Origin of the sequence: Aurantimonas sp. DM33-3, assembly GCF_014334315.1 — a bacterium.
In the GTDB taxonomy this organism is placed as follows: domain Bacteria; phylum Pseudomonadota; class Alphaproteobacteria; order Rhizobiales; family Rhizobiaceae; genus Aurantimonas; species Aurantimonas coralicida.
On the sequence record NZ_JACSGS010000010.1, the window covers coordinates 1 to 20,084 of the forward strand.

The 20,084-nt window shown below is 67.7% G+C and carries 22 protein-coding genes, 2 tRNA genes and 1 rRNA gene; 13 read left to right on the plus strand and 12 right to left on the minus strand.

All coding sequences use genetic code 11. The annotated features are described in order from the left end of the window. From rrf to H9Q09_RS14110, 4 genes are all read left to right on the plus strand, one after another. Positions 1–106 (plus strand): 5S ribosomal RNA (gene rrf / locus H9Q09_RS14095); the annotation flags it as partial. A gap of 244 nt (positions 107–350) precedes the next feature. Further along, positions 351–560, plus strand: coding sequence for an osmotically inducible lipoprotein OsmB (locus H9Q09_RS14100; RefSeq protein WP_187391563.1), 210 nt, complete (start codon positions 351–353; stop codon positions 558–560). Positions 561–773: 213 nt separating this feature from the next. Beyond that, the gene (locus tag H9Q09_RS14105; RefSeq protein ID WP_187391564.1) at positions 774–2,441 is read left to right on the plus strand and encodes a long-chain-fatty-acid--CoA ligase; all 1,668 of its coding nucleotides are present in this window, start codon (positions 774–776) and stop codon (positions 2,439–2,441) included. Between the two features lie 252 nt (positions 2,442–2,693). Next, positions 2,694–2,770, plus strand: a tRNA-Met gene (locus H9Q09_RS14110). A gap of 176 nt (positions 2,771–2,946) precedes the next feature. On the opposite strand, the gene H9Q09_RS14115 is transcribed toward H9Q09_RS14110, so the two are convergent. Continuing rightward, complete coding sequence (locus H9Q09_RS14115) at positions 2,947–3,789, minus strand: helix-turn-helix domain-containing protein (RefSeq protein WP_210315369.1); 843 nt, start codon at positions 3,787–3,789, stop codon at positions 2,947–2,949. Between the two features lie 132 nt (positions 3,790–3,921). Between H9Q09_RS14115 and H9Q09_RS14120 the strand changes: the two genes are divergently transcribed. Both H9Q09_RS14120 and H9Q09_RS14125 read left to right on the plus strand, forming a co-directional pair. Beyond that, positions 3,922–4,323, plus strand: a complete 402-nt coding sequence (locus H9Q09_RS14120; RefSeq protein ID WP_187391566.1) for a hypothetical protein — start codon at positions 3,922–3,924, stop codon at positions 4,321–4,323. Positions 4,324–4,343: 20 nt separating this feature from the next. After that, positions 4,344–4,685, plus strand: a complete 342-nt coding sequence (locus H9Q09_RS14125; RefSeq protein ID WP_187391567.1) for a DUF1330 domain-containing protein — start codon at positions 4,344–4,346, stop codon at positions 4,683–4,685. A gap of 174 nt (positions 4,686–4,859) precedes the next feature. Here the strand turns inward: H9Q09_RS14125 and H9Q09_RS14130 are convergent, their stop codons facing one another. After that, the gene (locus H9Q09_RS14130; RefSeq protein ID WP_187391568.1) at positions 4,860–5,234 is read right to left on the minus strand and encodes a hypothetical protein; all 375 of its coding nucleotides are present in this window, start codon (positions 5,232–5,234) and stop codon (positions 4,860–4,862) included. A 214-nt stretch (positions 5,235–5,448) separates the two neighbouring features. After that, positions 5,449–5,523, minus strand: a tRNA-Gly gene (locus tag H9Q09_RS14135). Positions 5,524–5,988: 465 nt separating this feature from the next. Between H9Q09_RS14135 and H9Q09_RS14140 the strand changes: the two genes are divergently transcribed. From H9Q09_RS14140 to H9Q09_RS14155, 4 genes are all read left to right on the plus strand, one after another. Next, on the plus strand, positions 5,989–6,507 hold the full coding sequence (locus tag H9Q09_RS14140; RefSeq protein ID WP_187391569.1) for a prolyl-tRNA synthetase associated domain-containing protein: 519 nt from the start codon (positions 5,989–5,991) through the stop codon (positions 6,505–6,507). Beyond that, positions 6,504–7,568, plus strand: coding sequence for a thioredoxin (trxA, locus tag H9Q09_RS14145; RefSeq protein WP_187391570.1), 1,065 nt, complete (start codon positions 6,504–6,506; stop codon positions 7,566–7,568). The genes H9Q09_RS14140 and trxA overlap by 4 nt, the downstream gene beginning before the upstream one ends. Before the next feature lie 147 nt (positions 7,569–7,715). Continuing rightward, the gene (locus H9Q09_RS14150; protein ID WP_187391571.1) at positions 7,716–8,402 is read left to right on the plus strand and encodes an LON peptidase substrate-binding domain-containing protein; all 687 of its coding nucleotides are present in this window, start codon (positions 7,716–7,718) and stop codon (positions 8,400–8,402) included. A gap of 95 nt (positions 8,403–8,497) precedes the next feature. After that, positions 8,498–8,698 (plus strand): Trm112 family protein, encoded by a 201-nt coding sequence (locus H9Q09_RS14155; RefSeq protein WP_024351947.1) that lies wholly within the window; start codon positions 8,498–8,500, stop codon positions 8,696–8,698. 79 nt (positions 8,699–8,777) lie between these two features. Here H9Q09_RS14155 and H9Q09_RS14160 read toward each other — a convergent pair whose 3' ends face one another. From H9Q09_RS14160 to H9Q09_RS14200, 9 genes are all read right to left on the minus strand, one after another. Further along, positions 8,778–9,089, minus strand: coding sequence for a hypothetical protein (locus H9Q09_RS14160; RefSeq protein ID WP_187391572.1), 312 nt, complete (start codon positions 9,087–9,089; stop codon positions 8,778–8,780). A 186-nt stretch (positions 9,090–9,275) separates the two neighbouring features. Next, complete coding sequence (locus H9Q09_RS14165) at positions 9,276–9,440, minus strand: hypothetical protein (RefSeq protein WP_155898553.1); 165 nt, start codon at positions 9,438–9,440, stop codon at positions 9,276–9,278. Further along, positions 9,440–11,176 carry a sulfate adenylyltransferase subunit CysN gene (cysN, locus tag H9Q09_RS14170; protein ID WP_187391573.1) on the minus strand — a complete coding sequence of 579 codons (1,737 nt, stop codon included), beginning with the start codon at positions 11,174–11,176 and terminating at the stop codon, positions 9,440–9,442. Before cysN ends, H9Q09_RS14165 begins: the two co-directional genes overlap by 1 nt. A gap of 1 nt (position 11,177) precedes the next feature. Beyond that, the gene (gene cysD, locus H9Q09_RS14175; RefSeq protein ID WP_187391574.1) at positions 11,178–12,080 is read right to left on the minus strand and encodes a sulfate adenylyltransferase subunit CysD; all 903 of its coding nucleotides are present in this window, start codon (positions 12,078–12,080) and stop codon (positions 11,178–11,180) included. Continuing rightward, positions 12,077–12,865, minus strand: coding sequence for a phosphoadenylyl-sulfate reductase (locus tag H9Q09_RS14180; protein ID WP_187391575.1), 789 nt, complete (start codon positions 12,863–12,865; stop codon positions 12,077–12,079). The genes cysD and H9Q09_RS14180 overlap by 4 nt, the downstream gene beginning before the upstream one ends. A 4-nt stretch (positions 12,866–12,869) precedes the next feature. Beyond that, positions 12,870–13,373 (minus strand): DUF934 domain-containing protein, encoded by a 504-nt coding sequence (locus tag H9Q09_RS14185; protein WP_187391576.1) that lies wholly within the window; start codon positions 13,371–13,373, stop codon positions 12,870–12,872. After that, positions 13,370–15,058, minus strand: a complete 1,689-nt coding sequence (locus H9Q09_RS14190; RefSeq protein WP_187391577.1) for a nitrite/sulfite reductase — start codon at positions 15,056–15,058, stop codon at positions 13,370–13,372. Before H9Q09_RS14190 ends, H9Q09_RS14185 begins: the two co-directional genes overlap by 4 nt. 73 nt (positions 15,059–15,131) lie before the next feature. Further along, a complete protein-coding gene (locus H9Q09_RS14195; protein ID WP_024351940.1) occupies positions 15,132–15,482 on the minus strand; it encodes a DUF2849 domain-containing protein in 351 nt (116 codons plus the stop codon). Between the two features lie 194 nt (positions 15,483–15,676). Next, entirely contained in the window at positions 15,677–16,927 is a 1,251-nt protein-coding gene (locus H9Q09_RS14200) for a ubiquinone biosynthesis hydroxylase (RefSeq protein WP_187391578.1), read from the minus strand. A 140-nt stretch (positions 16,928–17,067) separates the two neighbouring features. Between H9Q09_RS14200 and tesB the strand changes: the two genes are divergently transcribed. The 3 genes from tesB (at position 17,068) to H9Q09_RS14215 (ending at position 19,900) form a co-directional block, all read left to right on the plus strand. Then, on the plus strand, positions 17,068–17,934 hold the full coding sequence (gene tesB / locus H9Q09_RS14205; RefSeq protein WP_024351938.1) for an acyl-CoA thioesterase II: 867 nt from the start codon (positions 17,068–17,070) through the stop codon (positions 17,932–17,934). A gap of 239 nt (positions 17,935–18,173) precedes the next feature. After that, entirely contained in the window at positions 18,174–18,512 is a 339-nt protein-coding gene (locus H9Q09_RS14210) for a P-II family nitrogen regulator (protein ID WP_029703667.1), read from the plus strand. A gap of 17 nt (positions 18,513–18,529) precedes the next feature. Beyond that, a complete protein-coding gene (locus tag H9Q09_RS14215; protein ID WP_024351937.1) occupies positions 18,530–19,900 on the plus strand; it encodes an ammonium transporter in 1,371 nt (456 codons plus the stop codon). Positions 19,901–20,084 lie beyond the last annotated feature (184 nt).

Consider the following 20,084-nt stretch of genomic DNA (forward strand, 5'->3'; position numbering starts at 1 on the left):
TCTAGCGGGGCGGCCGCACCCGATCCCATTCCGAACTCGGCCGTGAAACGCCCCAGCGCCCATGATACTTCGTCTCAAGACGCGGGAAAGTCGGTCGCCGCCAGGTCTGCAAATCGCAAGTTGTCCATTGAGACCACCTTCTTCACAACGCACCACAAAAAGCCCCTCGCGCTCCACAGCCGAGGGGCTTTTTGCGTTCGGGGGGTAATCTGTGCCTCCTGACGGGACCGTGAACCGGCGGCAGCCGCAAAACCCTGTGCCGCGTTCTTGCCGCATCATTCCGTCGGCTTAGTTCTTTCGGGACACCGCATTCGCGACGAATGGCGGGCCTTCGCAGGGAGAATTGCGGCATGAACACCAAGCTCTACACCGTCTCCGTCGTCATGGCCGTGATGCTTGCGGCCGCCGGCTGCAGCCGGACCCAGAAGACCATCGGCGGCGCGGCCGTCGGCGGTGTCGGTGGCGCCGTCATCGGCAATGCGGTCGGCGGTACCGGCGGTGCGGTCATCGGCGGCGTCGGCGGCGCGGTTGCCGGCGGCGCCATCGGCCGGAACCTCTAGTCGGGTCACTCCCGACCGTCGAAAGCGACCCGGCTCGCCCTGCCGGCCGGGTCGCCATCGGCGCGCCGCGGTCTCGCACCGATGGCGGCCGTTCACCGCGCATTCCTGCCTTCGCGAGAAAGCCGCAGAATTTCCGTTGACGTAAACGGTAGAGCGTTCCGTTTCTCCCCAGTCTGCGCTATCGGTATGGGCGGACAACGGGAGGTGTCGAGAATGCAGAAACCCTGGTTGCAGATCTATCCGGACGGCGTTCCGGCCGAGCTGCCGGATTTCCCCTATCATTCCCTCGGCGAGCTGCTGAGCGAAGCGTTCATCCAGCACAAGGACCAGCCGGCGTTCCACTTCATGGGCGCCACCATGCGGTTCAAGGAGCTGGACGAGGAATCACGCCATTTCGCCGCCTTCCTGCAGTCGCTGGGACTGCAGAAGGGTGACCGCGTCGCGCTGATGATGCCGAACCTGTTCCAGTATCCGGTGGCGGTCGCCGGCGTGCTGCGGGCCGGGCTGATCGTGGTCAACACCAACCCGCTCTACACGCCCCGGGAGCTGTCGCATCAGCTGCGTGATTCCGGCGCCAAGGCGATCGTCATTCTCGAGAACATGGCCTCGACGCTCGAGGCCTGCCGGGCCGAGACGCCGGTCGAGCATGTCATCGTGACGTCGATGGGCGACATGCTGCCGACATTGAAGCGGCACCTGGTCAATTTCGTCGTGCGCAAGGTGCGCAAGATGGTGCCGGCCTACGAGCTGGACGGCGCCATCGCCTTTCGCGACGCCATGGCGCGGGGGCGGGCGGCGAGCTTCACGGCGGTCGCCTCGGAGCGCGACGAGCCGGCGGTGCTGCAATATACCGGCGGCACGACGGGCGTTTCCAAGGGCGCGACCCTGACCCATGGCAACATCATCGCCAATGTCCTGCAGTCGGAAGCCTGGCACGCGCCGGCGCTGAAGAACATGCCGGCGAACGAGCAGATCACGACGGTCTGCGCGCTGCCGCTCTACCATATCTTCGGTTTCACCGTGAACATGATGCTGTCGATGCGCACCGGCGGCTGCAACATCCTGATTCCCAATCCGCGCGACATTCCCGCGACGCTGAAGGAGCTGAAGAAGTATCGCTTCCACTCCTTCCCGGCGGTCAACACGCTGTTCGGCGCCCTGGCCCGGCATCCCGACGCCAAGAATGTCGACTGGTCGCATCTGCGCCTGTCGGTGGGCGGCGGCATGGCCGTCCAGGCGGCGACGGCGGAGCTGTGGCGCAAGCAGACCGGCTGTTCGATCTGCGAGGGCTACGGCCTGTCGGAAACCGCGCCGTCGGCCTGCTGCAATCCGACAGACTCCACCGAATACAGCGGCACGATCGGCGTGCCGATCCCCTCGACCGAGCTGAAGATCCTGGATGAGGAGGGCGGCGAGGTGCCGATGGGCGAGCGCGGCGAGATCGCCATTCGCGGCCCACAGGTCATGGTCGGCTACTGGAACCGTCCCGACGAGACCGCCCGGGTGATGACCGCCGACGGCTTCTTCCGCACGGGTGATATCGGCGTGATGGACGAGACCGGCCGCTTCAGGATCGTCGACCGCAAGAAGGACATGATCAACGTCTCCGGCTTCAACGTCTATCCCAACGAGATCGAGGAGATCGTCACGCGGATGCCCGGCGTCGTGGAAGCCGCGGCGATCGCGATCCCGGACGAGAATTCCGGCGAGGCGGTGAAGCTGTTCGTCGTGGCGAGCGATCCGGAGCTGACGGCCGACAAGGTCAAGGCGTTCTGCCGGGACAATCTGACCGGCTACAAGCGGCCGCGCGAGGTGGAGTTCCGCGACGAGCTGCCCAAGAGCGGCGTCGGCAAGGTGCTGCGGCGAGAACTGCGCAACTGAATCGCTGGCAACTGGGTCATCGGCGGCAGCGGTCGCCGTGGCTTCGGCCCGGAGGGCAGGTGGCGACGCTTCTCAAGCGACGCCACCTCTGCTAGCCTTCCGGGCCTGACAGGAGGGATCGGCCCGCGAGCGTCGCGTGAGCCGGAGAGGATTTCGTTTTCTCGAAATTCCACGAGATTTCCTCTTCACATTCATCCGCCTGTCGCATATATGGAGGTCACCGGCGACGCGGAACGCGCTGCACGGCAATGGCGCGGGGTGGAGCAGCCCGGTAGCTCGTCAGGCTCATAACCTGAAGGTCACAGGTTCAAATCCTGTCCCCGCAACCAAGTTTCAGACACTCCCGCGAGCCCCGGCTCCGGGAGTGTTTGTCGTTTGGGGCCTCTGTCGCGCCTCTGTTGCGTCGTTCCTGGCGCTTTGATCCGCAAGCGATCGTTGGGTGCGCCATGATCCGGGCCCCTGCCTGCCTCCCCCGGTCCGCCTTGCGGGCCTCGCCGAGACCTCCCTACAGACTGATCTGGTCCCGCGGCCCGGACGAGGCGTCCTTCACGCTGCCGGCGAGTGTCGCCATGGCGTCGGCGGTCTGCCGGTTCGCCGGAAAGAAACTTTCGATGGCGATTCCGGCCAGGGTGACGTCGGTGGCCGTGCCGAACATCGTGGTGGTGCTGAGGAAGGTCAGCGGCCCGTGCGGGCTCGTGATGATCAGCGGCACGGCCACGGCCGGTTCGGGCGGTTCCGGGTTCGGTGACATGTCGGCTTGGGTGGGCGCCGGATAGGATTCGAGCTCCTCCAGGAGGGCGGCCGGCACGGGGTCGGCCGACAGGGCGACGTCGCGGGCGAGGCGCCGCAGAAGATGCGCGCGCCATTCGGCGAAATTCATGATCCGCGGGGCCAGTCCCTCCGGATGCAGGCCAAGGCGCAGGACGTTGACCGCGCCGGTGAGGAGGTGCCCCGCGACGCCGGCCGTCAGGGCCGCAACCGCAGCGTTGGCGGAAAGCAGCGTCCAGTGGCGGTCCACGGCCAGGGCCGGGTGGGGCGCGTGGCCGGAAAGGATCCGGTCGATGATCTCTCTGGCGGCCGTCAGTTCGGCGTCCGCGAGGTCATGCTGCGGGAAGAGCGGGGCAAAGCCGGCGGCGAGGAGAAGGGTGTTGCGCGCCTCCAGCGGCATGTCGAGATGATCCGCAAGGCGCAAGAGCATCGCCCGGCTCGGCGCCGACCGACCCGATTCCAGGAAACTGAGATGGCGTTGGGAAATGCCGGCATCGAGGGCGAGACCGAGCTGGCTGAAGCGCCGCCGCTGGCGCCACTGGCGCAAGAGGTCTCCCGCGGATCGTCGTGCGCGTGTCATGGCCGTGTCTCCATCACCCCGCCTGTCCTCGGCAATGACCTCGGACGTAATCGACAGAGGTCCCGTGCGCGATGAGGATTGCCGCCAGCGGCCCGGCGGATCGGGCCCCATCGCACAGGAAAGGCCGAACCGATGGAACGTAACCCGCGCTTTCCCAGCTCCCGCACCCTGCTGACCCTCGATGCGGTCACCTGCACCCTGATGGGCGGTCTGCTTCTGGCCGCCTCCGGCCCGCTCGCCGGCATAACGCAGATTCCGGCCGGCTTTCTTTCGGGCGCCGGCATGCTTCTCCTCCCGATCGCCGCCTTCATGATCGCCGTCGCCCGGCTTCGACCGATACCGGGCTGGGCGGCTCTCATGGTCGTTCTCGGCAATGCGCTGTGGGTCATCGCCAGCGTGGCCCTGCCGGCAAGCGGCGTTCTGGCGCCCAATCTCCCTGGCTGGATCTGTCTCCTCGCCCAGGCCGGCGTCGTGGCTCTTCTGGCCGTTCTCGAGTTCGAGGCGGCGCAGCGGTCCGGCCGGGCGCTGGCCTGAAAACGAACAGGGAGGCCGACATGCCCGCCTATGCCATCGCCCATCTGCGCAATGTCACGCTGAACGAAGGCATTGTCGACTATCTCAAGCGGATCGACGCCACGCTGGTGCCGTTTGGCGGCCGGTTCCTCATCCATGGCGGCGCGAAGGAGCTTTGCGAGGGAGAGGCGACCGACGACATCGTCGTTCTCGCCTTCCCGGACATGAGCGTGGCGCGGGCGTGGTACGATTCGCCGGATTATCAGGCCATCAGGCCCCTGCGGATGCAGGGCGCGGAGGGCGAGGTGTTCCTGATCGAGGGCGTCGGCGACGATCACCGGGCGACCGACATCTTACCGAAAGAAAAGGCGGGCGCGGTCTGAGCCCGATCGTCGGCTTGCGGTCGTCGCCATGGTTCGCCGTGGAAAGAGTTGCCGAGATCGCCCTTCCGGCCCGCCCGGCGCGATCGTGGTCGGAGTGTCGGCTTGGTCCAAAAGGCCCCCGGCGGGGCGGGCGGAGGGTCGCCCCGCCACGCATCGCCGGGCGGCAACGTCGGTCTAGCAATTGGCAGCGATGCCGTCGGCGTCCTCGGCGGCACGGGCCGTCCGGCAGGCGGCGCTGCGGGTGGCGTTGTTCAGCCCCTCTTTCGCATCGTCGAGGGCCTTGCTTCCGGCCTCGCGCGCCTGGTCGATGGCCGGACCGGCGGCCTCGGACAGGTCTTCCAGCGCCGAACGGGCCGCTTCGCCGGTCTGGCGTCCGGCCTCGCCGATCGCCTCCATGGCTTCGCCGGTCTCGCGTTCGGTCCTCGACGGCGCGGGAGCCGGCTCGCTGGTGGTGGACACGGCCGGATCGGCCGCGTCGGTCTCGGTTTCGTCGCTGCAGGCCGACAGGGCCAGAAGCGCCGTCAGGGCGATGGGGATGAGCTTGTTCATGATGGGAACTCCTTTGCCCTGCCATCTAGGCGGCCGGTGCAGGAGGTCACGGGGTGTTGCGGAGAATGCGGCCGATGCTGGTGCGCCGAGGAAATGCGCCTCGCGTCGGGCAGGTTCACACAGCACGCTGAAACAGACGCGTGCTCGCACGAACGAAACCGGCCAGAACCGTATCGCGATCAATGCCGTCAGAAATGTCGAGATGGGGGAAAATTGGAGCGGGCGATGGGATTCGAACCCACGACCCCAACCTTGGCAAGGTTGTGCTCTACCCCTGAGCTACGCCCGCCCGCTCCGTGCGGCGCCTGAGCGCCGCGGACGAGCGGTGTATGCCCCAATCGTCGGTGGATTGCAACAGCGAAATGACGGGAATCGAACAGGATTTTCGTGGCGTGCCGCGCGGGCCGGAATGCACGGGATTCCGGGATGTTTGGCGAGGGATCCGATGGGGTGCGGGAGCCACGGCTCAGGAGGGCACAGGGATCGGGGAGGGCGCCAAAGGCGCGATGGGCGCCCCGGTGGAGGGCGGGAGAGGCAGTGGCCGCGGCCTGAACGAGGTTGGTGGCGGCAAGGGAGACGGCGATCCTCTTCCAGGATCCCTCAGACTGGGCCCGAGGTGAGTCGCTCCCATGCGGTGTCGTGCATCCGGTGCTGTTGTCATGCTGGGCGGCGTAGCGGTTCAGGACGGGACTTCGCAAGCGGGCGCAGGTGCGGTAACGCGGCGCTGTTCGCCAATCGCAAGGGGAGACGCCTGATGAAGGACCGCGACGCTCTGATGGCCTATCTCGACGGGCTCGGCATCGCCACCACGACCGTGGCGCATCCGCCGCTGCACACGGTGGAGGAAAGCCAGTCGCTGCGCGGCACGATCGCCGGAGGGCACACCAAGAACCTGTTCCTGAAGGACAAGAAGGGGACGATCTTCCTCGTCGTCGCCGAGGAGAGCCGGACGGTAGACCTGAAGGGCCTGCACAAGCGCATCGGCGCGTCGGGGCGGCTGTCCTTCGCCAGCGCCGACCAGATGCGCTCGCTGCTCGGCGTCGAGCCGGGATCGGTGACCGCCTTCGGCGTCGTCAACGATCGCGACGGCACGGTCCGCCTCGTGCTTGATGAAGGCCTTCTGATGCACGATATGGTGAACTGCCATCCCATGACCAACGAAGCGACGACGACGATCGCGACGGCGGACCTGATGGCGTTCTTCCAATCAACGGGGCACGAGCCGCTTGTCATCGGGCTCGAGGCGCCGGCCGGCGACGGACAGGCAGAATGAGCGACAATCCCTACGCCCCCTACGGCGGCACTTCCTATGGCGGCTACGGCCAGCAGTCGACCACGCCGGCGGCGCCGTCCGCCGCCACGCCGCGCCAGCCGGCGGCCCCGGCAGCGCCCGCCGCACCGACGACCACGCTGCAGGGGTTCGGCGACGCCTCCGCCCCGGCCGCGGCCGACCTCGTCAAGGACACGACGACGGCGCAGTTCCCGGCCGACGTCATCCAGGAATCGCGCAACCAGCCGGTGCTCGTCGATTTCTGGGCGCCGTGGTGCGGTCCCTGCAAGCAGCTGACGCCGATCCTGGAGCGCGCCGTCGCGGCCGCCGGCGGCAAGGTGAAGCTGGTCAAGATGAATATCGACGACCATCCGTCGATCGCCGGCCAGCTCGGCGTGCAGTCTATCCCGGCGGTGTTCGCCTTTGTCGGCGGGCAGCCGGTGGACGGCTTCATGGGCGCCCTGCCCGAGAGCGAGATCAAGGCCTTCATCGATCGCGTCACCAAGGGCCAGGGCGGCGGCGGCAACGATCCGGTGGCGCAGGCGATGGAGCAGGCGAACCAGCTTCTGGCCGATGGCGATGCAGGCGGTGCGGCGCAGATCTTCGGCGCCGTCCTGCAGCACGAGCCGGGCCATGCCGGCGCAACGGGCGGTCTGGCCGAATGCTACCTGGCGACCGGCGACGCGGCCCGCGCCAAGGCGCTGATCGACCAGTACGACGCCGTCGGCGAGGGGAAGACCGAGGATCCGGCCGTGGAAGCGGTGCGCACCAAGCTGAAGCTCGCCGAGGAGATCGCCCAGCTCGGCGATCCGGTGCTGCTGCAGCAGCGCATCGAGAGCGATCCGGACGACCACCGGGCGCGCTACGACCTGGCGCTGATCGCCCAGGCCAGGGGCGACCGCCAGACCGCGGCGGGGCACCTCCTGGAGATCATCCGCCGTGACCGCAGCTTCGACGACGATGCGGCCCGCACCAAGCTCCTGGAGTTCTTCCAGGCCTGGGGACCGACCGATCCGGCGACCAAGGACGCGCGGCGGCGCCTGTCGGGCCTCCTGTTCTCCTGAATTCCTGCCCCGGACCGCGCGACAGTGCGCGGTCCGGTTCGGCTTTTCCGGGCGGCGGCAGGGCGCGCCGTGCCTGCCGCCTTCTGCCGCATCCCTTGAGATCGCCGGCGACCGATCCAACTTCGGTGTCTGACACGGAGACATCGTTTGGTTCACGCTGGCAATATCAACTACCGGACCGCTTCGGACCTGCCGGACACGGTCCCGGTGTTCCCGCTCTCGGGAGCCCTGCTCCTGCCGGGCGGTCAACTGCCGCTCAACATCTTCGAGCCGCGCTATCTGGAGATGATCGACGACGCCATGGCGGGCGCGCGGATCATCGGCATGATCCAGCCCAGCCTCGACGGGGGCGCGCGTCCCGACGGCGAACCCGAACTTTGCCAGGTCGGCTGCTTCGGCCGGATCACCTCGCTGACCGAATCGGGCGACGGCCGCTACATCCTCAACCTGCATGGCGTGGTGCGCTTCCGGACCCTGGAAGAGCTGAGCACCCGCGCGCCCTATCGTTCCTTCCGGGTCAAGCCGTTCCTCGGCGATCTCGATTTCGGCAAGGGCGCGGAAGAGGTGAACCGCGACGCGCTGCTAAAGGCGTTCCGGCAATATCTCGACGCCAACCAGCTCGAGGCCGACTGGGAAAGCGTCACCCGGGCGTCGAACGAGACGCTGGTCAATGCGCTCTGCATGATGTCGCCCTATGGCGCGGCCGAAAAGCAGGCGCTGCTCGAAGCGCCGGACTTGAAGACGCGGGCCGAGACGCTGATCGCGATCACGGAGATCTCGCTGGCCCGCGATGGCGATGGCGGCGATGGTTCGCCGCCGCACACGCTGCAATAGGCGGCCCATGCCCGGCCGACGGCGATTGCAGCCGGTTGGCCGGCGGGCGATAAGACGCGCAACGGCCGCCGCAACGCCGCGCTGAAGGACATGCCATGACCGAGACGAGCCCCCGGCACCAGGCCGGCCAGCCGGACCCCAAGCTGCTGGAGCTGCTGGTGTGCCCGCTGACCAAGACGACGCTGAGCTACGACCGGGAGCGCAACGAGCTGGTGTCGGAGGCGGCGCGGCTCGCCTATCCGATCCGCGACGGCATCCCGATCATGCTGCCGTCCGAGGCGCGCACCCTCGACTGAGCCGCGCCGATTGTCGCCGACATGAAAAGGGCCGGTCGCTGATGCGCCGGCCCTTCGTGCATTGTCTGGATATGCGTGCTTACTGCTGCTTGGTCTCGGGCGCCGGCGTGGCCTCTTGCGCCTGCGTCAGCACATCGTTCTGCGCCATGACGAGGGCGCGGATGCAGCCTTCCTCGTCCTGCGAGGTCTGGGCGGCGCGCGCCGTCTCGACGTGATCCTCGGCGGTCTCGGTCTTCAGACCGGCCTGGTCGGCCTGGCCGATCAGCGATTCGATCTGGGGCAGGGCCTCGGCGCAGGTCGGGGTCTTCTGCGGTGCGGTCTGGGCTTCCTGGGCGAAGGCGCCGCCGGCGCCGAAGGCGAGAACCGCGGCGGCGAGAAGGGTGGTCTTCATGAGGTCACTCCGTCGATGCGGATCGAAGGCTCCGATCCGTCCATGGCCAGAACCTCGGCGCGGTGGATGGCGGGGACGTGACTGCGAGGTGCTCATTCAGGGACGATTTTCGGGCAGGGCCATGCTGCGGCCATCTCCCCGCCGTGCCGGTTAACGGCCTCGGCGGGGAGGATCGCGATCATGCGGTCAGCCCAGCCAGTCCAGCACGAAGGCGGCGCAGACCGCGATCGAGGCGACCAGCAGCATCAGCTCGATCAGCGGCAGCCGACGCCGCACCCGCCGCGAGCGGCGAATGTCGTCGCTCGGGTTGCCGCGATCCTCGGTGCAGGGCCCGATCGTGCCTGCCGCCATCAAATGCCGGCTCCGTCGCCCACCGTGGTCGGGTCGGCGCCGTTCTTTCCGGGCAGATCGCCGCCGCCGGTCATGAGCGCCAGGAACGGCCGCAGCACGAAGTCGATCGCCGCCAGAAGCGCAGCGAAGCCGATCCCCAGCCCGAACAGCAGCGCGAGGATGCCGATCATCACCGCACCGGCCGCCCGGTAGCGGATCAGCTTGCCGTGGCCCTTGCGATGCTCGCCCTCGGCGGCGCCGAACCACAGGGCCTGCGCCCGGGCGAGAGGGGACAGCGGCGCCTCGGCCGGCGCGGTCTGGGCGATCTCATCGGAGGCGGAGACCGTGCGCACGATGCCAAGCGCCATGGTCTCGTTGGTCAGCGAATCGATCAGGATGAAGGAGCCGAGCTCGCGGTTTTCCTCATAGGTCGTCGCCATCACCGGCCGGTCGAAGCCGAGGGTGATCTGGCCGATCTCGTTCATCAGAAGAACGTTGGCCGCGCCGGATTCGAAGGTGTGGATGTCGATGGCGTTGTCGAGGCTGCGCACCGAAGCGGGCGTCGTCGAGGTGGCGAGGCGCGCGACGTAGCGGCCGCCCGAAATCAGCGGACGGTCGGCCATCCAGAGGATGTCGGCGGTCACGGTCTTCTGGGCAGCGATCGTGTCGGACGGCCCGACGAGGACATCGCCGCGCGAGACATCGACCTCGTCGGCAAGGGTCAGGGTGACCGCCTCGCCGGCTTCGGCGCTAGCGACTTCGCCGTCGGGACCCCAGACCGCCTTGACGGTGGTGGTGCGGCGGCCGGGCATGACGGCGATCGCGTCGCCGGGGGCGACGCGCCCACCGACGATGGTGCCGGCAAAGCCGCGGAAGTCGAGATTGGGACGGTTGACCCACTGCACCGGCAGGCGGAACGGCGCCGAGCCGGCGTCGAAGGTCTCCGGCGTTGCCGTTTCCAGGCGCTGCAGCAGCGTCTGGCCGTCATACCAGGGCATGTTCGGCGACGGGGCGGCGATGTTGTCGCCATTCTTGGCCGACAGCGGCACATAGGAGACGTCGGTGAAGCCGAGCTGCGGCAGGATCGCCTCGTAGTCGCGCCGGATCGCCTCGTAGCGTTCCTGGCTGAAATCGACGAGGTCCATCTTGTTGATAGCGATCACGACGCTCTTGATGCCGACGAGCGAGGTGATGAATGAGTGCCGCCGCGTCTGCGGCAGGATGCCCTTGCGCGCATCGACGAGGATGACGGCGAGCTCGGCCTGCGAGGCGCCGGTCGCCATGTTGCGGGTGTACTGCTCGTGGCCCGGCGTGTCGGCGATGATGAAGGCGCGGTTGCCGGTCGAGAAATAGCGATAGGCGACATCGATGGTGATGCCCTGCTCGCGCTCGGCCGACAGGCCGTCGACCAGCAGCGCGAAGTCGAGATCCTCGCCGGTCGTGCCGAATTTGCGGGAATCGCGCTTCAGCGTATCCATCTGGTCGTCGAAGACCGCATTGGTCTCGAAGAGCAGACGGCCGATCAGGGTCGACTTGCCGTCGTCCACCGAGCCGCAGGTGATGAAGCGCAGGAGGGATTCGGCCGGCGCCAGCACGGGCTGCATGGCGGCCTGCGGATCGACCACGGCCACATCGCCATCGTCGGGCGCGGGGCCCGCGAAGCGTTCGTCCTCGGCGATCACGGCGGGATTGGCATGGCCGGTGAGGGCGGTGTCGACCGCATCCTCGCGGGGGCGTTTCTGCACGGCGATGGTCATGTCAGAAATAGCCTTCCTGCTTCTTCTCTTCCATCGAGGCGCCGGAATCCTGGTCGATGACCCGGCCCTGGCGCTCGGAGGTGCGGGAGCCCCGCATTTCGGAGATGATGTCCTTGAGATCGGCCGCCTCGGATTCCACCGCGCCGGTCAGCGGGTAGCAGCCAAGGGTGCGGAAGCGGACCATCATGTTCTCGACGGTCTCGCCCGGGCGCAGTTCCATGCGCTCGTCGTCGCGCATGATCAGCGCGCCGTCGCGGCGCACGATCGGCCGGGTCTTGGCGAAATAGAGCGGCACCACCGGGATTTTCTCCAGGGCGATGTAGTCCCACACATCCTGCTCGGTCCAGTTGGACAGCGGGAAGACGCGGAAGCTCTCGCCCTTCTTCTTGCGGGTGTTGAACAGCCGCCAGGGCTCGGGCCGCTGGTTCTTGGCGTCCCAGCGATGCTCGGCCGAACGCAGCGAGAAGATGCGTTCCTTGGCGCGGGACTTCTCCTCGTCGCGGCGCGCGCCGCCGAAGGCCGCATCGAACTGGTACTTGTCGAGGGCCTGCTTCAGCGCCTGGGTCTTCATCACCTCGGTGTGCACACGGCTGCCCGAGGCGAACGGGCTGATGCCGTCGCGCACGCCGTCCTGATTGGTGTGGACGATGAGGTCGAGGCCCAGCTCGCGCGCCCGGCGGTCGCGGAACTCGATCATCTCGCGAAACTTCCAGGTCGTGTCGACATGCAGCAGCGGGAAGGGCGGCTTGCCGGGGGCGAAGGCCTTCATGGCGAGATGCAGCATGACGGCCGAATCCTTGCCGATCGAATACATCATCACCGGATTGTCGGCGGTCGCCGCAACCTCGCGGATGATGAAGATCGACTCGGCCTCGAGCCGCTGCAGATGGGTCATGTGCTTCATTGCGGGAGCCTTTCGAAGGCCGCGTCCCCTTCGGCGGGACGGTTGTTGTCGGCGCGCATGGGCCGGCCGTCGTCATCGACATGCAGGCCGCATTCGCGCTTGGTCTCTTCTTCCCACCACCAGCGGCCGGCCCGCTCGGGCTCGCCCGGCCGGATGGCGCGGGTGCAGGGCGCGCAGCCGATCGACAGGAAGTTCTGCGCGTGCAGCGCGTTCACCGGCACGCCCTCGGCGGCGGTGAAGGAGGCGATGCGTTCACGCGTCCAGTCGAAGATCGGGTTCGCCTTGATCAGCCCGCGGGCGCCGTCGAAGGCGACGTAATCCATGTCGGAGCGGTTGGCCGACTGGTCGCGGCGCAGGCCGGTGATCCAGCCCGCCGCCCCGGCCAGCACCCGGCCGAGCGGCTCCACCTTGCGCACGCCGCAGCAATTCTTGCGGAATTCCGGTGCGTAGTAGAAGCCGTCGATGCCCTGATCGTTGACCAGTTCCTCGAGCGCCTCGGCCTGCGGATACATCGCCCGGATGCGACGGCCGTATTTCTCCTCGGTCTCGCGCCACAGCGCGTAGGTCTCGGGAAACAGCCGGCCGGTGTCCAGCGTCTTCACTTGGATCGGCAGATCGTTTGAGAAGATCAGATGGGTGATCATCTGGTCCTCGATGCCGAGACTGGTGGTGAAGACGACGGGGCCGTTGACGCGCGCGACCATCGCCTGCAGGCGTTCGAGCGGCGTCAGGCCCGCGAATTCACCGTTCAGTGTCGCGGCCAGATCGGGCAGGGTTGTGGTCATCGTTTCAAGCCTCGCGGGCGGCCAGCCGTTTTCTCAGGATGCTGCGGTCGTCGCCGTAGCCGTTCTGGTAGTGGCGGCTCATGGTGTCCTTGGCCTCCATCCACTGCTGGACAGGCTGGCGGTTGGCCATGGTCTCGGGTAGCTCCACCTCGTCGAAGCCGCAGGCCAGCGCATCGGCGAACTGGTCGGCGATAAGCGGGCCCGAAGCGCGCAGCGTGCCTTCGAAGCCGGCCCGGCGCAGGCGCTTGGCCAGCGAAAAGCCGCGGCCATCGGAAAAGGCCGGGAACTCGACCACGACCAGATCGACATCCGCCAGCAACGGCGCGATGTCTTCCACCGCGGCGTTGTTGGGCACCGACAGGCCGAAGCGGCGGCCGGCGAGCTGGTTCTTGGCCGCCTCGGCCAGAGCAAGCGGAACGATCAGGGCGCCGTCCGTGCCGAGGGCCTCGATGCTGTCGACGCGGCGATAAGTGTCCGGCGTCTCGCCGGTCTCGCGGATCAGGGTCATTCGGCTGCCTCCGTCGCGGCCTGGCGCGAAGCGATATAGGCGGTGAAGCCGGCCTTGAACGGCTCCAGCCCGGCGCGGCGCACGGTCTGGATGAACTCCTCGCCCTCCCGGCGTTCGCCGAGATAGACCTCGACGATGCTCTCGATCGCGCCCGGCACGTCCTCGGCGTCGATGCCGGGGCCGAGGCGCTCGCCAAGGGCGGCGTTCTCCGTGGCGTCGCCGCCGACGGTGATCTGGTAATTCTCCTTGCCGGCCTTTTCGAGGCCGAGAATGCCGATGGCACCGACATGGTGGTGGCCGCAGGCATTGATGCAGCCGGAGATCTTGATCGGCAGCGGGCCGATGTCGCGCTGGCGGTCCTCGTCCTGGAAGGTCCGAGCGATCTCCTGGGCGATCGGGATCGATTTCGCCGTGGCCAGCGCGCAATAGTCGAGGCCGGGGCAGGCGATGATGTCGGTGACGAGGCCGGCATTGGCGGTCGCCAGGCCCGCCGCCTTCAGCGCCGCATAGACCGCCGGCACGTCGTCCTTCTTCACATAGGGAAGGACGAGGTTCTGCGAATGGGTGACGCGCAGCTCGGACAGGGAATGGCGCTCGGCGATGTCGGCGAAGACGCGCATCTGCTCGGCCGACATGTCGCCCGGCACCTCGCCGATGGCCTTCAGCGAGATGGTCAGGGCGATGTAGCCCGGCTGCTTGTGGGCAAAGCCGTTCTGCGTGACGAAATGATCGAGGCCCGGATCGGCGCGGCGCGCGGCTTCCAGCGTCTCGGAGGTGTCGGGCAGGGTCTCGTAGGCCGGCGGCGCGAAATAGGCGGCGATGCGCGCCACCTCGTCCTCGGGCGCGTTGATCGTCGGCCCGTCGAGCTGGGCGTATTCGGCCTCGACCCGGCGGCGGAATTCCTCCTCGCCGGTCTCGTGGACGAGGATCTTCACCCGCGCCTTGAACTTGTTGTCGCGCCGGCCCTCGGAATTGTAGACCCGCATGATCGCCTCGAGATAGGCGAGCAGCTCGTCGCGCGGAATGAAGTCGCGAACGATCTTGCCGATCATCGGCGTGCGGCCGAGACCGCCGCCCACGACGACCTCGTAGCCGGGCTCGCCGTCCGGGCCGCGCTTCATCTTCAGCCCGACATCGTGGACCATGATCGCGGCGCGGTCGTGCTCGGCGCCGGTGACGGCGATCTTGAACTTGCGCGGCAGCCAGGTGAATTCGGGATGCAGGCTCGACCACTGGCGGATCAGCTCGGCGGTCGGGCGCGGATCCTCCACCTCGTCGGCGGCGACACCGGCGAACTGGTCGGCGGTGACGTTGCGGATGCAGTTTCCGGACGTCTGGATGCAGTGCATTTCGACATCAGCGAGCATGTCGAGGATCGCCGGCACGTCCTTCAGCTTCGGCCAGTTGAACTGCAGGTTCTGGCGCGTGGTGAAGTGGCCGTAGCCCTTGTCGTAGGTCTCGGCGATGTCGGCGAGCTGGCGCAGCTGCTTCGAGCTCAGCGTGCCGTAGGGCACGGCGATGCGCAGCATGTAGGCGTGGAGCTGGAGGTAGAGGCCGTTCTTCAGCCGCAGCGGCTTGAACTCGTCTTCCGAGAGCGAGCCGTCCAGCCGCCGGGCCACCTGACCACGGAACTGGGCCACGCGTTCGCGCACGAACTCCTCGTCGAACTCGTCATAGCGATACATGCTCGTGTCCTCTTCAAGCTCGTCTCGGCGCCGGTCCGGCCGGCTGCCATCCCCTGTCGCGCCGATGCGCGGCTCAGGCGGGCGTCTCGTATTCGGCCTGCTTGCCCATGTCCGGATGGATCGACGGACCCTTCTGGCGCATGGCGTCGCGAAAATGCCGGGCGACCGGCAGGCCGGACCCCTCGATATCGACGGGAACGAGATAGGGATCGACCACCATGTTGGCGGCGAGCGCCGCCTTGCCCTCGGCCTCCATGGCGTCGGCCGTCTCGGCGTCATAGGCGACGCGGGCCTTGGACGGGTCGAGCGTCCAGCCGCTGTCGGCGAGGAAGACGACGTCGCCTTCCAGAAGGTGATTGGCCATCACGATCGCCGGCAGCTTGTCGCCCCTGACCTTCGATCCGGCGCGGTGATCCTTCGCCATGTCGGTTGCTCCCTGCCATCGGCCGCAAAAGGCCACGTCGCGTTGACCCTACATAGGCGTATTCGATCCTCGGATCGGCGGCGGGCATTGCCGAGCAGCGGCAAGGCGGGAAAGAATTTGCTGCCGGGGGCGTGCGGGGCGATAGAATCGTTCCAGACGCCCCGAAATGCTGCCGTTTTGCCGCGGCGGAGCCCTCAGATGGCCTCGCCCTGGAGGAGCCGCGGCGAGGCCCCGGAATGCAGGCCGGCGGCCTGGCCGATGAAGAAATCCTTCAGCCGCGGGGTGCGGTCGACCAGCGACAGGCCGAAGCTGCGGGCCGCGCGCAACAGGCCGTTGTCGTTGGAAAACAGCCGGTTCAGGACGTCGGTGGTGATGCCCATCTGCACCGTGTCGAAGCGCCGCCAGCGCTGGTAGGTCTGCAAGGTGTCGAGCGCGCCGATGTCGAGCCCGAGGCGGGCGGCCTCGACGACGGTCTCGGCCAGTGCCGCGGCGTCCTTGAAGCCGAGATTGAGGCCTTGCCCGGCGATCGGGTGGATGCCGTGGGCCGCATCACCGGCCAGCGCGATGCGCGGCCGCACGAAGTCGCGGGCGAGCGTCAGGCCGAGCGGAAAGGCGCGGCGACCCCCTTCGACGGTCAAGGCGCCCAGCTTGTGGCCGAAGCGCTGCTCCAGCTCCAGCTCGAACATCATGTCGTCGGAGGCGACGAGGCGGTCGGCCTCGCGGGTCGGTTCGGTCCAGACCAGCGACGAACGGTTGCCCTTCAGCGGCAGGATGGCGAAGGGGCCGGAGGGGAGGAAGTGCTCCTCGGCGCGGCCGTGATGCGGCCGCTCGTGGGCAACGGTCGCGACGATGCCGGACTGGCCGTAATCCCAGTGGACCGTGCCGATCCCGGCCATGTCGCGGATCGCCGAGCGCACGCCGTCGCAGGCGACGAGAAGTCGCGCCTCGATGGCGCCGCCGGAGGCCAGTTTCACGCGGATCGAGGCCGGCTTCTGGTCGATGCCGGACACCGCGGTGGCGGCGCGGATCTGGATGCCGAGGGCGTCGGCGCGTTTGCGCAGGGCGCCGTTCAGGGCGACATTGGGCAGCATGTGGGCGAAGGGCTCGCCCGGCCGCGCCTCGCCGCCGAAGGTCAGGAAGACCGGCCGCACCGGATCGGAGGTGCGGGAATCGGTGACGATCATCTCAGTGATCGGCTGGGCCTCGTCGGCGACCTCCTGCCAGATGCCGAGCTGCTCCAGCATGCGGATGGCGGCGGCGGCCACGGCCGAGGCACGGCCGTCCCGCTGCCAGACGCCCTCGGGCGCGGCGTCGACGAGGACGATCTTCAGCGACGGCGCGGCATCCGCGATCGCCACCGCCGTCGTCAGGCCGACATAGCCGGCGCCGGCGACCACGATGTCGGCGTGCTCGGGCGTGGTATCGGCAAGGGTGTCGTCGGACATGCAAGGCTCCTGATATCGCGCACGCGCGAGGGCGGCGGGGCAGATTCGGTCCGAAACCGGTTGACCATCTGCCGGTTTGTGGTGCAACGCCGGGTCAGGCGAACGGCGGCGATCTGTCCGCGTACCGGAGTGAATCTAGGATGACAGAGGCCGTTGAAAAGCTCCTCGAGACCCTCGACCTGGAGCGGATCGAGGAGAATCTCTTCCGTGGCACCAGTCCGGACCAGAGCTGGCAGCGGGTCTTCGGCGGCCAGGTGATCGCCCAGGCGCTGGTCGCGGCACAGCGCACCGTGCCGGCCGACCGCTTCTGCCATTCGCTGCATTCCTACTTCATGCGGCCCGGCGACCCCGCCACTCCGATCATCTACGATGTCGACCGGATCCGCGATGGCGGCTCCTTCACCACCCGCCGGGTCGTCGCCATCCAGCACGGCCACGCGATCTTCTCGCTGTCGGCCTCGTTCCAGAAGGACGAGGAGGGGCTCGACCACCAGGCGACGATGCCGGACGTGCCGGGCCCGGACGAGGTGCCGCATGGCGAGGACCTGAACCAGACGATCCTGAAGCGGGCGCCCGAAGCGGTGCGGCGCTACTGGGAGCGGCCGCGGCCGATCGAGTTCCGGCCGATCTCCTTCGACCACTATCTGACGACCGACAAGCTGGAGCCGGTGCAGCGGGTCTGGGTGCGCTGCCCGGGCGAAATCGGCGACGACCGGGCGCTGAACGCGGCGGTGCTGGCCTATCTGTCGGACATGACGCTGCTCGACACCTCGCTCTTCGCCCACGGCCTGTCGGTGTTCGACAAGCGCATCCAGGCCGCCAGCCTCGACCATGCCATGTGGTTCCACCGGCCGGTGCGGGTCTCCGACTGGCTGCTCTACGCCCAGGACAGCCCGTCCTCGTCGGGCGCCCGCGGCCTGACCCGCGGCTCGCTCTATTCCGCCGACGGCGTCCTGACCGCCTCGGTCGCGCAGGAAGGGCTGATCCGGCCGCGCCGGGGCGCCTAGAAAACCATCACGACCGCCCGTTCTGCATATAAACTGTGCAGATTGGGCTGAAGCCAGGTGCCTCAAAAAGCGGCGCCCGAGGGCCCCGGCCAGAATAATCGCCTGATTGGCGGTTGTTCGGCCCGTTTGGCACGGACCTTGTTTTCCTCTGAGTCAGTCAACCGTCGGGCGCATGACGCTCCCGGCATTCGCTGGCTCAACTCGGCGGTGCTCCCAGCCGCCCAAGGTTCGAGGTGAACATGAAAATCGTGATGGCGATCATCAAGCCATTCAAGCTGGACGAGGTGCGCGAAGCACTGACCGGCATAGGCGTCCAGGGGCTGACGGTCACCGAGGTCAAGGGCTACGGGCGCCAGAAGGGCCACACCGAGATCTACCGCGGCACGGAATACGCGGTGAGCTTCCTGCCCAAGCTGAAAATCGAGGTCGCGGTCGCGGTCGATCTGGTCGACCGGACGGTGGAGGCGATCCAGACCGCCGCCAAGACCGGCCAGATCGGCGACGGCAAGATCTTCGTCTTCGGCATCGACCAGGCGGTCCGCATCCGGACCGGCGAAGTCGACGTCAACGCACTGTGAGAGGAAGCGACCGGACCATGAAGTTCACGAAACTCCTATTCGCCGCCGGCACGCTGACCGGCCTGGCGGCCACCGCCGCCTTCGCCCAGGACGCCGCGCCAGCGGCAGCCGAAGCCGCGGGCCAGGGCTCCGACGCCGCCGCTGCGGCCGTCGCCTATGCGACCGAGCCGAACGTCGCCTACATCTTCAACACCCTGCTGTTCCTCGTGGGCGGCTTCCTGGTGATGTGGATGGCGGCGGGCTTCGCCATGCTCGAGGCCGGCCTCGTGCGTTCCAAGAACGTCTCGATGCAGTGCCTGAAGAACATCGCGCTCTATTCCATCGCCGGCATCATGTACTGGATCGTCGGCTACAACCTCATGTACACCGGCGTCGACGGCGGCTATTTCGGCTCCTTCGGCACCTACAGCTTCGACGCTGTGGGCGGCAACAACCTCGCCACCGGCTATTCGACGGCCTCCGACTGGTTCTTCCAGATGGTCTTCGTGGCCACCGCCGCCTCGATCGTCTCGGGCACGCTGGCCGAGCGCATCAAGCTGTGGCCGTTCCTCGCCTTCACGGTCATCCTGACCGGCTTCATCTACCCGATCGCCGGTTCCTGGCAGTGGGGCGCCGGCTGGCTGTCGGTGATGGGCTTCTCCGACTTCGCCGGTTCCACCCTCGTCCATTCGGTCGGTGGCTGGGCTGCACTGGCGGGCGCGCTGCTTCTGGGCGCACGCAAGGGTCGCTTCACCGCTGACGGTCGCGGCGTCGCCATGCCGGGTTCGTCGATCCCGCTCGCCACGCTGGGCACGTTCATCCTGTGGCTCGGCTGGTTCGGCTTCAACGGTGCATCGCAGCTCGCCATGGGCACGATCAACGACGTGTCGGACGTGTCGCGCATCTTCGCCAACACCAACCTGGCCGCGGCCGGCGGCGTGGTCGCCACGCTGATCCTGCTGCAGGTCATCTACAAGCGGGTCGACGTGACTATGGTGCTGAACGGCGCCCTGGCGGGTCTGGTCTCGATCACGGCGGAGCCGCTGCAGCCCTCGCCCCTGTCGGCGATCCTGATCGGTGCCGTCGGTGGCGTGATCGTGGTCTTCGCGGTGCCGCTGCTGGACAAGCTGAAGATCGACGACGTGGTCGGTGCGATCCCGGTCCATCTCCTCGCCGGTATCTGGGGCACGATGGCCGTGCCGCTGACCAATGCGGAGACGAGCTTCAGCGTGCAGCTGATCGGCGTCCTCGCCTACGGTGTCTTCACCTTCGTCGTCAGCCTGGTGGTCTGGGCGATCCTGAAGGCGGTGATGGGCATCCGGGTCAGCGAGGAGGAAGAGGCGCTTGGCCTCGATCGAACCGAGGTGGGCGTGGAAGCCTATCCGGAGTTCTCGGTCGGCCGCGCCTGATCCAAACCTGCCGAACGATGCGAGAAGGGGGCCCTTGGGGCCCCCTTTTCACGTTCGGGGCGCCGATGCCGAACGCGTGACCGGTATGCCTAACAAAGCGTCATTCTGGGCGCGAAACAGGCAGATTGCGCGGCCGCTGCGGCGAAAATGGCGTCAGATCGGCCAGTTTTAAGGCGCTGCGCGC